General features: G+C 65.8%; 16 protein-coding genes. 12 read left to right on the top strand and 4 right to left on the bottom strand.

Translation table 11 applies throughout. The features are described 5' to 3' along the window. Position 1: 1 nt before the first annotated feature. The gene (locus JI739_RS04365) at positions 2 to 1,177 is read right to left on the bottom strand and encodes a DegT/DnrJ/EryC1/StrS family aminotransferase (RefSeq protein ID WP_201682594.1); all 1,176 of its coding nucleotides are present in this window, start codon (positions 1,175 to 1,177) and stop codon (positions 2 to 4) included. Between the two features lie 635 nt (positions 1,178 to 1,812). Further along, positions 1,813 to 2,418: a sugar transferase gene (locus tag JI739_RS04370; RefSeq protein ID WP_354003689.1), complete on the bottom strand. Its 606-nt coding sequence runs from the start codon at positions 2,416 to 2,418 to the stop codon at positions 1,813 to 1,815. A gap of 418 nt (positions 2,419 to 2,836) precedes the next feature. Between JI739_RS04370 and JI739_RS04375 the strand changes: the two genes are divergently transcribed. Then, positions 2,837 to 3,475: an acetyltransferase gene (locus JI739_RS04375; protein ID WP_201682595.1), complete on the top strand. Its 639-nt coding sequence runs from the start codon at positions 2,837 to 2,839 to the stop codon at positions 3,473 to 3,475. Between the two features lie 79 nt (positions 3,476 to 3,554). Here the strand turns inward: JI739_RS04375 and JI739_RS04380 are convergent, their stop codons facing one another. Next, a complete protein-coding gene (locus JI739_RS04380; RefSeq protein WP_201682596.1) occupies positions 3,555 to 4,193 on the bottom strand; it encodes a response regulator transcription factor in 639 nt (212 codons plus the stop codon). 285 nt (positions 4,194 to 4,478) lie between these two features. On the opposite strand from JI739_RS04380, the gene JI739_RS04385 reads away from it, so the two are divergent. Then, positions 4,479 to 4,763 (top strand): PilZ domain-containing protein, encoded by a 285-nt coding sequence (locus tag JI739_RS04385; protein ID WP_201682597.1) that lies wholly within the window; start codon positions 4,479 to 4,481, stop codon positions 4,761 to 4,763. 54 nt (positions 4,764 to 4,817) lie between these two features. Here the strand turns inward: JI739_RS04385 and JI739_RS04390 are convergent, their stop codons facing one another. Continuing rightward, positions 4,818 to 5,495 (bottom strand): response regulator transcription factor, encoded by a 678-nt coding sequence (locus tag JI739_RS04390; protein ID WP_201682598.1) that lies wholly within the window; start codon positions 5,493 to 5,495, stop codon positions 4,818 to 4,820. A gap of 246 nt (positions 5,496 to 5,741) precedes the next feature. Here JI739_RS04390 and JI739_RS04395 point away from each other — a divergent pair, with 246 nt between their 5' ends. The 10 genes from JI739_RS04395 (at position 5,742) to JI739_RS04440 (ending at position 13,498) form a co-directional block, all read left to right on the top strand. Further along, positions 5,742 to 6,038 carry a PilZ domain-containing protein gene (locus JI739_RS04395; RefSeq protein WP_201682599.1) on the top strand — a complete coding sequence of 99 codons (297 nt, stop codon included), beginning with the start codon at positions 5,742 to 5,744 and terminating at the stop codon, positions 6,036 to 6,038. Between the two features lie 104 nt (positions 6,039 to 6,142). Beyond that, positions 6,143 to 6,718, top strand: coding sequence for an A24 family peptidase (locus JI739_RS04400; RefSeq protein ID WP_201682600.1), 576 nt, complete (start codon positions 6,143 to 6,145; stop codon positions 6,716 to 6,718). A gap of 19 nt (positions 6,719 to 6,737) precedes the next feature. Continuing rightward, positions 6,738 to 7,598: a Flp pilus assembly protein CpaB gene (gene cpaB, locus JI739_RS04405; protein WP_201682601.1), complete on the top strand. Its 861-nt coding sequence runs from the start codon at positions 6,738 to 6,740 to the stop codon at positions 7,596 to 7,598. Positions 7,599 to 7,640: 42 nt separating this feature from the next. Further along, complete coding sequence (locus tag JI739_RS24355) at positions 7,641 to 9,515, top strand: type II and III secretion system protein family protein (protein ID WP_201682602.1); 1,875 nt, start codon at positions 7,641 to 7,643, stop codon at positions 9,513 to 9,515. 10 nt (positions 9,516 to 9,525) lie between these two features. Further along, on the top strand, positions 9,526 to 9,795 hold the full coding sequence (locus tag JI739_RS04415; RefSeq protein WP_201682603.1) for a hypothetical protein: 270 nt from the start codon (positions 9,526 to 9,528) through the stop codon (positions 9,793 to 9,795). 113 nt (positions 9,796 to 9,908) lie between these two features. After that, positions 9,909 to 10,103, top strand: a complete 195-nt coding sequence (locus JI739_RS04420) for a Flp family type IVb pilin (protein WP_201682604.1) — start codon at positions 9,909 to 9,911, stop codon at positions 10,101 to 10,103. Between the two features lie 55 nt (positions 10,104 to 10,158). Then, positions 10,159 to 11,448: a pilus assembly protein TadG-related protein gene (locus JI739_RS04425; RefSeq protein ID WP_201682605.1), complete on the top strand. Its 1,290-nt coding sequence runs from the start codon at positions 10,159 to 10,161 to the stop codon at positions 11,446 to 11,448. A gap of 4 nt (positions 11,449 to 11,452) precedes the next feature. Then, positions 11,453 to 11,899 (top strand): TadE/TadG family type IV pilus assembly protein, encoded by a 447-nt coding sequence (locus JI739_RS04430; RefSeq protein ID WP_201682606.1) that lies wholly within the window; start codon positions 11,453 to 11,455, stop codon positions 11,897 to 11,899. A 26-nt stretch (positions 11,900 to 11,925) separates the two neighbouring features. After that, on the top strand, positions 11,926 to 12,330 hold the full coding sequence (locus tag JI739_RS04435; protein ID WP_354003674.1) for a TadE family protein: 405 nt from the start codon (positions 11,926 to 11,928) through the stop codon (positions 12,328 to 12,330). Positions 12,331 to 12,349: 19 nt separating this feature from the next. After that, a complete protein-coding gene (locus tag JI739_RS04440; protein WP_201682608.1) occupies positions 12,350 to 13,498 on the top strand; it encodes a CpaE/TadZ family protein in 1,149 nt (382 codons plus the stop codon). Position 13,499: the final 1 nt, after the last annotated feature.

The following is a 13,499-nucleotide window of genomic DNA, read 5'->3' on the forward strand; positions in this document are numbered from 1 at the left end:
ATCATGTGCTCGCCTCCTGCAGGACTTGACTCGCCGCTGTGCAAGTCCTGTCCATCTGTGCGTTCGTCAGCGTCGGATGAACCAGGAACATCACGCTCGATTCACCCAACTCGCGCGCTCCGGCAAGACGCTGGGCGGGGCGCCAGCCCGTCTGGTCGAACGCTCGCTCGAGGTACACCTCCGAGCAGGATCCTTGATAGCACGGCACCCCTTGGCGGCCGATCGTCTCCACGATGCGATCGCGCGACCACCCGGGCGCCAGCGCCTCCCGACGCACGTACACATAGCACTTGTAGTGGGCGTGAACGACATGGGGCGGAACCTGCGGTACCCGCACTGCGGCGTATGGCTTGCACGCTTCCCATATGGCCTGCGCGTGACGTGTGCGTGCAGCAGTCCATTCAGGCATGCGGCGCAGCTGGATCCGGCCGATCGCGGCCTGGAGCTCCAGCATCCGCCCATTCGTGCCGAAGCTCTCGTGCAGCCAACGAAACCCCGGCGGGTGCTCTCGCTCGTAGACCGCCGCGTAGCTCTTGCCGTGCTCCTTGAATGCCCATACTCGGCGCCAAAGCGCTTCGTCGTTGGTGGTGACCATCCCACCCTCACCGCCGGTGGTCATGATCTTGTCCTGACAAAAGCTCCACGCAGCCACGTGGCCTATCGAGCCGACCCGTCGGTTCCTGTCGCACGCGCCGTGCGCCTGGGCGCAGTCTTCGATCACCATCAAGCCGTGCCGCTGCGCGAGCGCCATGATCGGGTCCATGTCGCAGGGCCAGCCCGCGAGGTGGACGCAGATGACTGCGCGCGTACGCACGGTGATCGCTTTTTTAATGCTTGCGGCGAAGACGTTTCCGCTGTTGATGTCGACGTCGGCGAACACGGGTACCGCGCCCGCCCTCACGACGCACGAAGCGGTCGCCATGAAGGTGCGGGGCGGCACGATCACCTCGTCACCTTCACCGATGCCCAACGCCGTGAGTGCGGCCTCCAAGGCGACGGTGCCATTTGCCAGGGCGACTGCGTACTTGGTGCCGCACCAGGCTGCGAACTCGGCTTCGAAGGCGCGGCATTCCTCCCCCGTCCAATAGTTGACTTTGTTGGACAGCAGGACGTCGCTCACGGCGTCGGACTCTTCCTCGGAGAAGCTTGGCCATGCAGCAAACGGCGTGTTCAGCATGGCACGACCTCCAATTGCCGGTTCGAGATGCGCGGGAGGGCCAATGAGCCCGCCTGTTCGCCCGGGCGGAAACTCCCTGCGCGCACGGGAGAGAACCCACTTGATCCGCCAGTGGGTCGGGACCATTCGGCACGGGCACGAAGCCTGGCAGCACTGCAACCGGCAAGCTCCTCGCCAGCCCCGATGACAGCACGCCTGAACATCGCGCGATGCGTTCGCAGCGATCGATCATCCCGTGCAAGAGTTGTGGTTGGAATCAGCACAGGGGCATTTCAGTTCAGGCCCGTTGCGCGCGCCATGGGACAATGGTCCCGAGCTCCTACTAACCATGAGCGGGTGCCCCGCCTGCGAGCACCACGACACAGGTGGTTGTGGTCACGTCCCTCGAGCCTCAGCAAATGGCGGGACCCGACCGCACCCTTCGTCGCCACTCATGCAAGGCCAACGCCGCGGGCAGTCGAGGGGCGCCGTCAAGCAGCGCCAGGTTGAATCGTTCGGCCCGACGGGGCGATCTGCAAGGCCGTGCAGATCGGCTCGACGCCATGGGTTGCGCGGTGCTTGTCGGGGCGTGCGAACGCCCGGTGAACCGCGACCCCTGCGAGGCGCAATGCCCACACGGCAATCGTCACCTCGGTTCAGCCTTGTGCTTCTGGAGAGCCGGTGAACTTCGGCATCGTGGCATCGCCCGCCGCAGAGATATCCGAGCAGCGCAAGACGTTGCGTACGGTTCGCGCCAGGATGTTCAAGTCGAGCCAAGGACTGCAGTGATCAACGTACCAGACATCCAGTCTTAGCTTCTGCTCCCAACTGATAGCGTTACGTCCATTGATCTGGGCCCAACCGGTGATTCCGGGTCGCACACGGTGTCGACGGGATTGCTCCGGTGAATACAACGGGAGGTATTCCATCAATAGCGGACGAGGCCCCACGAGGCTCATCTCGCCTCGGAGCACGTTCCATAATTCCGGCAACTCGTCCAGACTCGACGATCGCAGCGCACGGCCAAAACGCGTGAGGCGCTTCCCATCCGGCAGTAGCTCCCCGTCCTCTCCCCGCTCGTCCGTCATGGTCCGGAACTTGACCATCTGAAATGGAATACCGTTCAGCCCGGGGCGCTGCTGCCAGAAAAGGACCGGGCTCCCGAGCTTCATTCGGATCAGAAAGGGCAGCAACAGCAAGCACGGTGAGAACACCGCCGCCAGCAGTACGGCAATCGTCAGGTCGAACATCCGCTTGAGCACCGAGGTACCGAACGCTCTCCCGCGGCTTGCCGGGCGGGGGCCGTCTGCGCGAGCTGGCATGGCAGGCATCGTTGGCATATTCAGGCCTGGTACATCAGTCTTCATGAGCTATCCTGAAAGGTCGGAACTCCATCCCCAGGCTCCGATGAAAACGGACCCCATCGCAGCTGAGAAAGGAGGGCCGCAGGTGCGTCTCGCTATTGGAGTCCACTTCCTCGGGCGATGCGCGAGATGAATGTCTTACCGAGCCTAGGAGAGTCGACCCACCGTTTGTCCCATGCCGAAATGGAAGGAGTGGCGCTTTCCCAAGACTGAAGTGGGCACCTCCCCCATGGGCTCGCCCCCCTCGGCCGTTGATCGCTCCAGCGGTGGCGTTCAGCGATCGCGCGGTCGCAATCAAGTCGCTACGATCAGTGCCATGAGAATTGTTCTTCTTGGGGCGGGCGGCCATGCGAGCGACCTGTTGGCTGCGCTGGATGCCATCCGGCTTGAGTCAAACGCTCCGCCGTCGCATCTGGACATCGCCGGGTACATGGCCGAAGGCGAGGTTCGTCACGATCGATTCAGCGGCAGGTCGGTCAAGTTCCTCGGGAGCTTTGACAACATCGCCACGGTGGGGGCCACGCATTTCGTTCCGTGCGTCGGATACCCGCGGGGTCGCCAGCAGGTGGCAGCGATCGGGCTTCGGGCAGCCCTCAAGCCCTACACCATAGTCCACCCTCGCGCGTACGTGCCTCCGACGGCGGTAGTTGGACCTGGATGCCAGATCCTGGCGAACGCATGCGTTTCGCCATTGGCAGCGCTCGGCGCCTTCGTACTGATCGGCCAGGGCGCCATCGTCGGGCACGACTGCAAGATCGGCGACTTCTCGGCCGTCATGCCCGCCGCTTGCCTGAGCGGCGACGTCGTGGTCGGCGCAGGTACGCTGATAGGCGCGAACAGCACGGTCATCGAAGGGCTCTCGATAGGCCCAGAAGCGCGCGTCGGCGCAGGTGCGGTGGTGACCCGCGATGTCCCAGCCGGCGTGACCGCAGTGGGCGTTCCTGCCCGGTGGTGAGACAGCCACCAGGCCTCACCCCCGGAATCGGACGAAGTCCCCGCGGGCTCTTCTGTCGGTGCCTTCAGCTGCGCCAGCTTCAGTTGACCGGCTTGTCCAGGTGGTGCCGGGTGGCGTAGGCATACAAATCCAGGCGATTGGTCAGGTGCAGCTTGCTGTAGATCGACGTCAGGTGGTTGCGCAAGGTGTGCTCGCTGATGCACAGCCGACTGGCGATCACCTTTGCCGGCGCCGAGGTATCGGCTGCCAGAGCCGCGATGGCTTGGCGCTCGCGATGGGTGAGCAGCGACACCCGAACCCGCTCAGGATCGCTCTTTTCGTCGGTCTTCTGGCGGGCCAGTTGCATGAACATGCGGCTGGTCGTGCCGCGGTCGATCCATAGCTCGCCCTGGTGCACCTTTTCGATGGCAGTCAGCAAGACCTTGGGCGACTCGCTCTTGCGCACGATGCCCTGCAGCCCGCTGAGCACGGCGTGGTCGAGCGCCCCAGGATCCGTCGTGCCGGTGAAGGCGATCACGCGCATGTGCCGGGGTTCGAGGAAATCGATGAACTCTGCCGAATCGAGGTTGCCATCGTGATCCACCACGATGACATCGGCCGTGCCCAGCGGGAATGTCTGTCGGGCGGTCGAGAGCTCTGGCGCGGTGCCCGCGAGTTCCAATGCAGGCGATGACTTGACCAATTGCTCCAAAGCCCAGCACATCAGTGGCAGTGCCACCAAGCCGACCCGGATCTGTCTGTGATCAGCTTCCTGCATACGTCCTACCCGTTAGTTTTGTCAGGGGGGGGGAGAGGCATGGTAGGGACAATCCATCGGGCCGGCAACAACTCACTGAAAGCGACGACTTTCCAATACAGGAAGTCGCCGCGATGTCGATTCGAACGACCGAACAACCCCCGATCAAGTACCTAGGCGGTCACCCATCCCGGGGGATAGAACGCTCCCGACAAATCACAGAAAACACCGGGTACTGATGCGCCTGCACAGCTCCACACTTGCCCCGTGCCAGCCCACGAACGTCGAGCATTTCCGCGCGAGTTCCTTCGCATCAACTTGCGTTGGGAAGACGGCAGCACGGCCTACACCCGTGACGTCAGTCCCGAAGGCATGTATGTGTGGGTCGATGCGGGTGCTTTCATCGCCGACTGGGTTGCCGTCGAGTTGACGGACCCTCGATCGGGATTGCGGTTTCGGGCCTATGCCGAGGTAATGCGGATTGAGCCGGGCCTGACCCGCACGGGCGTCGCCATGCGCCTGCACTGGCGACGGTTCCTGCGACGACATTGAAGAGTGGGGCCCGCCCCACACCACCCGGGCGGGCGAACGAACCGCAGGCGGTCTTCAGGCCGCCGGCTTGTCCAGCCGGTGCCGCGTGGCGAAGGCGTACAGGTCAAGCCGGTTGCACACATCCAGCTTGCTGTAGATGGAACTGAGATGGTTGCGCAGCGTGTGCTCGCTGATGCACAGGCGCCGCGCGATCACCTTGCCCGGCGCAGCGGCATCGGTCACCACCGCCAGGATGGTCTGGCGCTCGCGCGCGGTGAGCGTGGCGATGCGCGCCAGCTCGGGATCGTCCTCGCGCGCAGCCTTCTGCCTTGCCATCTCCATGAAGATGCGGCTGGTGGCACTGCGATCGATCCACAGCTCGCCGAGGTGAACCTTCTCGATGGCCTTGAGCAGCGTGGCCGGCGGATCGCTCTTGCGCACCACGCCATGCAGGCCCATGAGCACGGCCTGGTCGAACAGGCCCAGGTCGGTCAATGCGGTGAGCACGATCACGCGGCACCGGCTCTCTTCGAGCCATTCGAGCAACAAGGGCACATCGTCCTTGTCGTCGACATCCACCAGGACGACGTCAGCCGCGCCGACAGTCGAAGAACCGATGCCCTGGCGCAAGCCGTGGACGGACGCGACGACGGAGCAATTTGGCGAGGAGTCGACCAATTGCTCCAAGCCCCAGGACATCATCTGCTGAGCGACGATCGAAACTCGAATGGCGGTCTCGGTCAACTGCGTCATCGTGCGACTCCTTGGTGCCTGTTGCGGGAGATCGTAGGCAGGTGCCTGCGAGCTGCGAGCCATATTACATCTGGTTGCGACCGCTTGTGTGAACTTGCAAACGGATGAGCGCAATCGGCGTCACGGTCGAGTTCGTTCCAGCATGCAGAGCAGTCGAATGAACTAGAAGCAGGCATGACATAAGCCCCCCGGCAAATCACTCATGAGACCCTGGCCGACGGGTGCGCGCGATTCGACATTGCACGCATGCCGCTCACCGAACGTCGAAGCACCGATCGAGAAAGCCTGGAACTTCCGATCCGCTTGACCGATGGGCGCATCGCGCGCGCAACGAACGTCTGCCCGAGCGGCCTCTACCTGTTGCTTCCTGATGGCGCCTTGATCCCGGACTGGATCCGCGTCGACATCACCCTGCCCACGACCCGCGTTCGCGTGCATGCCTATGGCGAAGTGGTGCGCGTTGAACAACTCGCCAACGCCACCGGTGTCGCCCTGCGGCTTCACCACCTTCAACTGAGCCGCAGGGAACGCCATGACGCGTAGTCCCCTTGTCATGGGCCGAGTGGTCATTCGCGATGACACAGCTACCACGCAAATCGTGACAGCGCACTCATTCGCCGCACCGCCGCAATTTCTAGAGTGAAGCCATGAACTTCGACAACGCCTTCCTCGATGCGATCGGCGCCCTGGTGTGGAACCCGGCCACCGGCGTGCTGATGGCGCTGCTGGCGGTGGCGGCCTGGATCGACTGGCGCACCTATCGCATCCCGAACTGGCTCACGCTGGGTGGAATGGTCTGGGGCCTGGCGTCGAGTGCGGCCATGGGCTATTCCCTGGTCGACGGGCTGCTGTTCGGACTGGCCGGCCTGACCCTTGGCCTTGCGCTCTTCCTTCCCCTGTGGCTGCTGCGCGTGATGGGTGCGGGGGATGTGAAGTTGATGGCGATGGTGGGGGCGTACGTGGGGGCGTGGGGGGTGTTCAAGGCGGCGCTGATCGTGGGCGTCGTCGGGGGCATCGCGGTGATCGCCTTCGCCCTGGTCCACCGCGCGAGCGGCCGCCTGGCCACCAACATGAAGGACATCGCCGCATCGATGGTGATCCCCGGCATGCCGCTGTGGCGCCCCGAGCTGGCGGGATCGTCGATCGGAAAACTTCCCTATGGCGTGAGCATCGCGGTGGGCAGCGTGGCCTACCTGGTGCTGCGGCAAGTGGGGCTGGCTTGATTCATTGAAGGAGCGACACATGAGGAATGCAAAGGCTCTGTTCCTGCTCGCACTGGCCGTGATCTTCGGGCTGGCTGCGGCTTACTACGCGACCCTGTGGGTTGCGCAACGCGGCACCATTCAGTCGTCCAAGGTCGCGGTGGCGGCCTTGGACATCGAACTGGGCAGCCGCATCACGCCGCAGATGCTCACCCTGGTGGACTGGCCCGCCGGCTCCTTGCCGCCCGGTGCGTTCGATGAGGTCGCCAAGTTGCAGGACCGTGTCGTCAAGCAGGCTATTCCGCGTGGCGATGCCGTCCTGGAAAGAAAGCTGTCACCTCCTGGCACGCAGGGAGGACTTTCCGCGGTGATCGCGGAAGGCAAACGTGCCATGACGGTGCGCGTGAACGACGTGGTCGGCGTGGCGGGCTTCGCCCTCCCCGGCAACTACGTCGACGTGATGGTCAACACGCAAAAGGACCAGAAGGCCGGCGCCGAAAGCCAGATCAGCGTCACCGTGCTCGAGCAGGTGCTGGTGCTGGCCGTGGCGCAGGAAGCAGGTCGCGACGACACCAAGCCCAAGGTGGTGAGCGCCGTCACCCTGGAGCTTTCTCCCGACGAAGCCGAGAGGCTGGACCTGGCGCGCAACGTGGGCACGCTTTCACTGGTGCTGAGAAACCAGCTGGACAAGGAATCGGTTGCCACCAAGGGCATCACGCGGGACCAGCTGCTCGGCCTGCAAAAGCCCGTCGCCCCGGTCCCGGCACCGCAGCCTCGCACGGTGCGGGTGGTGATGAAGGCCGAACCGCCTCCCGTGGCCGTGATGGCCGCGCCACCCGCCCCCAGGCGTGACTGCGTCGAGATCATCTCGCACGGCAACCGCAGCGTCTCCTGCTTCTGACGCCAGTCAGTGCAGCCCGAAGAACAACAAGGGAGAACCGACGTGAAAAAGAACCATCGTCGACACGCTGTCGCCCAGTCGGCCGCCCTGGCCCTGGGATTGGGCTCGGCCCTCTTCACGAGCCTCGCCTTGGCGCAGGCGGCGGAACGCGCGATCACCCGGCCCATGCAGCCCCGCGCGGTCCCCGCACAAGCGTCCAGCGGCCAAGCCGCCACGCCGTCCCCGTCCGGCGACCAGCTTCCGCGGCTGGCCTGCACGTCGGTCACGACCGGCGATCCGCTCAGCCTGACGCTTGGCAAGTCCCGCCTGGTGCAGCTGCAGCCGCCGGCCATCCGGGTGCTGAGCGGCGGCCGGCTGCCGGGCGCGGCCGGCTCTCCGATGCAGGCGCCGGCGCCGGTCACGCCGCCTATCCCGGGCATGCCGGCGCCCGGTGCGGCACAGGGCGCCGCTGGCGGCTCCGACGGCGTGGCCGACACCGAGATCACGCTCCTGAGCCCGACCGAACTGCTGGTCACCGGCCGCCGGCCCGGTTCCGGCAACGTCATCCTGCAGGACCGCGAAGGGCGCTGCGTCGTGCGCGACATCACGGTGAGCGTCGATCCGCAGACGCTCGAAGGCACGCTGCGCCAACTCATTCCAGGCGAGAGCGGGGTCCGCGTGGCCGCTGCCGACAACGCCATCGTCCTGACCGGCACCGTGCGCGATGTCGCGACCCTCGACCAGGTCATGACCTTGGCCGACGTCTATGGCCAGGGCCGCCGCGTCGTGAACCTGCTGCGCGTGAGCGCGCCGCAGCAGGTGATGCTGGAAGTGAAGATCGCGGAGGTCAGCAAGACCCTGCTCGATCGCTTCGGGCTGGACTTCTCGCGGATGCTGCGCGACGGCCCCCGGTTCTCGGTCATCTCAGGCCTGATCGGCGGCCGGCCTGGCGGCCTCGGCACCGTCCGCCCCCGGCCTGACCGCAATGGCGAGTTCCGCATTCCCGACAGTTTTCCAGGCGCGGGCTTGATCAACTCGGCCAACAGTGCCGCGCAATACGGCCTGGACATCCAGGCGCAGGACGGGATTTTCCGCGTGCTGGCCGAGCCCAACATCATGGCCATCAGCGGCCAGTCGGCCAGCTTCCTCTCGGGCGGCAAGATCTTCATTCCCGTCGCGCAAACCGGCACGACCGGTGGCGGCGTGACCATCACGCTCGAAGAGAAGGAATTCGGCGTCGGCCTGAAGTTCACGCCCACGGTGCTGGATGGCCGGATCAACCTCAAGGTCATCTCCGAAGTGTCGGAGCTGTCGCAGACCGGCACGCCATTCACCACCGTCGGCGGCGTCACCGCGGTCCTGCCCTCCTTGTCGACCCGGCGCGTGGACACCACCGTGCAGCTCGCCGACGGCCAGAGCTTCGCGGTCGCGGGCCTGATCCGCAACAACGTCACCGAGGCCCTGGAGAAGCTCCCCGGCCTGGGAGAGGCTCCGGTGGTCGGCGCGTTGTTCCGCTCCACCGAGTTCCAGAACGACAAGACCGAACTGCTGTTCGTGATCACGCCGCGCCTGGTGACGCCCCTCGCCGGGCCCGTGCCGCTGCCGACCGACAACCATGTGGTTCCGACCCGTGCCGACGTCATCCTGCGCGGCGCCGCAGAGGGCAGCATGCCCCCTGAGCCGCGGCCGCCCGCGCAGCCTGCGCCTCGGCCCGTGATGGCGCCTGCGCCGGCCTCACCCATCACACCCGTGCCGGCGATGCCGACCCCGCCGACGACGCCACCGGCCACCCGCCCCATCAGCCAAGCAGATGAACGGGCGCAGGTCGTCGCCTCGGCGGCCCCGCGGTCCGCCCTGCCCGCCTCACAGCCACTCGCGCCGATCGCTGCCGCCACGGGCCGCTCGACCGCCGCGGGCGACTGGCCCGACTTTGAATAGGGAGACCGCAATGAAGAACGTGACCCTGGTCCTGGCGACGATCCTCCTGGCCGGCTGCGGATCGATCACGCCGCAGTACGACACCCGCTTCGGTGACGCCGTGCGCCAGGCGCGCATGGCACAGACCTTGAACCCCAACGCCGGAACCACGCCGGTGGCGGTCGGAACCCTCGACGGCAGGACCGCGCGCGAAGCGTCGGACCGCTACCAGGAAACGTACAAGGCGCCACCGCCGGTGGTGAACGTCATCAACATCGGCGGCAGCCTTCGCGGGCAATGACTGCAATGCAGCCGCCCATCATGGACTTGATCCAGAAAGGAGAGGGGACGATGACCTGAACCATGACCATCTCCAATCCGCCTCTTTCTTTTTTTGTTCGAAAGGTGAATTCCATGACCAAGCTCATCGACTACATGAAGTCTTTCATCAGCGAGGACGACGGCGCCCAGGTGATCGAGTACGCGCTGATCATCGCGGTGGTGTCCATCACCCTGGTGATCGCGTTGCGCGGCCTGACCAGCGGCACCGGGTTCAACACCTTCATCGCCCGCGTCACCACGTGCCTGACGACGAGCAACTGCACCTGATGTTCCACCCGGCGGGCCTTCCCCGGGAAGGCCCGCCTTCTGCGGAGCTTTGACCATGCACAACATCGTCCAAAGGAAGGGCCAGCGCGGCGCGGTGATTGTCACCGTCTGCCTCATGCTGCTGTTCCTGCTCGGCTTCATGGGCATCGCCCTGGACCTGAGCCGAATGTTCATCGTCAAGACGGAACTGCAGACCGCCATGGACAGTTGCGCCCTTGCGGCCGCACAGGAACTCGATGGCGAGAACACGGCCATCACGCGGGCACGCAGCGCCGGCATGACCGCCGGCAACCTCAATCGGGTGAATCTGCAGTCCGGCACCTGGGATGCCCAGGGGCAGATCGTCGCTGGCGACATCACCTTCCGTGACCAGAACTTCAACCCCACCACGGATCCGGTGGTCGCCAACTACGCCGAGTGCGTCCATACACAGCCGGCGATCCGACGGTGGCTGTTGTCCGCCCTGGGGGCGTTCTCGGGTGACACGACGCTGTACCCCGCCACCGGCAACGTGTGGGCCCGCGCCGTGGCCACCCGCGGCAGTTCGCAAACCAACTGCCCCATCCCGCTGGCGCTGCGCCCGAAGACGCCGAATGCTCCCGCGCCAAACTTTGGCTACTCCCCCGGCGAGTGGGTCACCCTGCTCATGGGTCCTGGCCAGGCCACCAGTGGGTATATCGGCTGGGCCAACCTGGATGGCTCAAACAGCGCGGCGGAAACCGAACGTGAACTCAGTGACGGCGCCTGCGGCACGGAGGTGGGCGATTCCCTCGGCACGCCTGGTGTGCAGGCCTCCGTGGTGGACGTGTGGAACGCGCGCTTCGGCCTCTATCGCAATGTGGGCAACCCAGCCGACGAGCGCCCGGATCGCACCGGCTACTCGTACACCACCACCAACTGGCCGAGCGGCGCCAGTGCCTACAACGGCCCGACGCCTGCCGGCGCCCATCCGACCGCCGCCAACTTCGTCACCAAGCGCGATGCCTATGCCTCCTGCGCTGACTCGGGCACGCAGATGAACGGCCCCAACGGCTGCGCCAGCATCATCGGCTACAGCATCGGCGGCGGTTTCAACCAGATCGTGCCGCCCGGTGCCAATGTGCAGGGCGGCCATTGGCAGTACGGCATCAACCGCCGCATTGCCCTGGTGCCGGTCACGAACACCTACCCCGGCTCGGTCGAGGACTATGCCTGCATGTTGATGCTGCAGCCTCTGAGCATTCCGATGCAGCCCAGCATCCAGCTCGAATTCCTGGGACGCGCCGGCGAGCCCGGCAGCCCCTGCGTGACCAACGGCCTGCCCGGCGGCGCCGCCGGCCCGCTGGTCCCCATGCTCGTGAGGTGACGCGATGAACGCGATGAAATCCATCAAGCAGCATCAGGCGGGCGTGGCCCTGGTGGAGTTCGCCCTTATCCTGCCGCTGCTCCTGATCCTGAGCTTCGCCACGGTGGAGTTCGGCCGCGCCCTGTACCAGTTCAACACGGTGGCGAAGTCGGTGCGCGATGCGGTGCGCTACCTCAGCGTGCAGCCGGCCGGCACCCACCTCACCGAGGCGGCCAACCTGGTGGTCTACGGCAACACCGCCGGCACCGGCACGCCCGTTGCGCCCGGCCTCACCACATCACATGTGCAGCCCCCGTCGTGGCAGACCGTCGGCACGGCGCCGGCCATGAGCGTCGTGACCGTCAGCGTCAGCGGCTACGGCTTCCAGTCCATGTTCACCAGCGTGTTCGGCCTGTCCTTCGGCCCGTTCACCTATTCCGATATCCGCGCGACCATGAGGAGCCACCTGTGAAACGCCATCAACGGGGCGCGACCGCCGTGGAATTCGCGCTGGCCTTCCTCCTCTTTCTCACCTTCACCCTGGCGGTGGTGGATTTCAGCCGGATGCTGTTCACCTGGAATGCGGTGAACGAAGCCACCCGGGCCGGTGCCCGCTATGCGGCCGTCTGCCACGACGGGGTCAGTGCCACCACGCCGGTGCTGGCCCGCATGCAAGGCATGGTGCCGGCGATCCAGGCGATCGACCTCCAATGGCAGCCGACCGGCTGCACGGTGTCTACCTGCGAAAGCCTCACCCTCAGCGTGTCGAACCTGCAGTACCGATGGATCTCACCGATCGCCGGCATCGCGTCGATCGCGCCGATTCCAATGCCGACCTTCTCGACGTCACTCGTCCGGGAGGCCATGCGGCGCGACCCGATCGCGGCCGCGGCCGCCTGCTGATACCCGCCCAAGGCAAGCCATGAAAATCGCCGTCATTTCCCCGAGCCCTGCGCACCTGCAGGAGATCGCCCGCATCGTGGGGGGCTCTTCCCATACGGTCCTGACCTTCGAAGGTGGCAAGACCCGCGTGCGCGAAGTCGCCGAGCGCGACCACCCGGACATGATGCTGGTCGACGGCATCTGCCGCGACTCGCAGGAATTGGCGCAGATCGAGTGGGCGACCGCCCACCAGCCGACCATGGCCGTGGTCCTGATGTGCTCCAGCCATACGCCCGAGTTCCTGCTCGGGGCCATGCGCGCGGGCGTTCGCGAAGTGCTGCCCTCGCCCGCCAGCGCCGACGCCATCCTGGGCGCCGTGGACCGCGTGTCCGCCAAGATCAAGCAGTCGCCGTCCCGGCGCGGCCGGGTGCTGGGCTTCATGAATTGCAAGGGTGGCGCCGGCGCCACCTTCTTGTCGGTCAACCTCGGCTGGCACCTGGCGCAGGCCGGCAAGGTGCTGCTGCTGGACCTCAACCTCCAGTTCGGGGATGCGGTGTCGCTGGTACACGATGGCAAGCCGCCCACCACCATCGCAGACGTGGCCCGCGACATCAGTCGCCTCGACATCGAGCTGCTCAACGCCAGCTGCCTGAAGATCTCCGAGGGCTTCAGCCTGCTGCCCGCGCCAGACGACCTGGCCCTGGCCTCGGAGGTTCGCCCGGACCATATCCAGGCCATCCTGGAGCTTGCGGGCACCCACTACGACTTCGTGCTGCTCGACCTGCCGCGACACCTCGATCCCCTGAGCATCACCGCGCTCGACCGGGCCGATCGCGTCTTCTGCGTGCTGCAGTCGGCGCTGCCCGACCTGCGCAATGCCAACCGGCTGGTCAAGGCCTTCCATGCCCTGGGCTATCCGGACGAAAAGCTGGAAGTGATCGTGAACCGCTTCGAGAAGTCCGGCGAGATCGGCATCGAGCAGGTCCAGCGCGCCGTCCCCGGCCTGCGCGTGCACACCATCTCCAACGCCTGGCGCGACGTGAGCAACTCCATCAACCAGGGCGACCCGCTGGCGAAGTCGCAGCGCGGACCGGTGGTCCGCCAGCTGGCCGAGATGGCCCGGGCGCTCACTCCGAAATCCGACGATCCACAGCGCGGCCTGCTCGGCCGACTTTTCAGGAGGGCTTGAC

The sequence above is a fragment of the Ramlibacter aurantiacus genome, from assembly GCF_016722895.1.
GTDB classification, from domain to species: Bacteria; Pseudomonadota; Gammaproteobacteria; order Burkholderiales; family Burkholderiaceae_C; genus Ramlibacter; species Ramlibacter aurantiacus.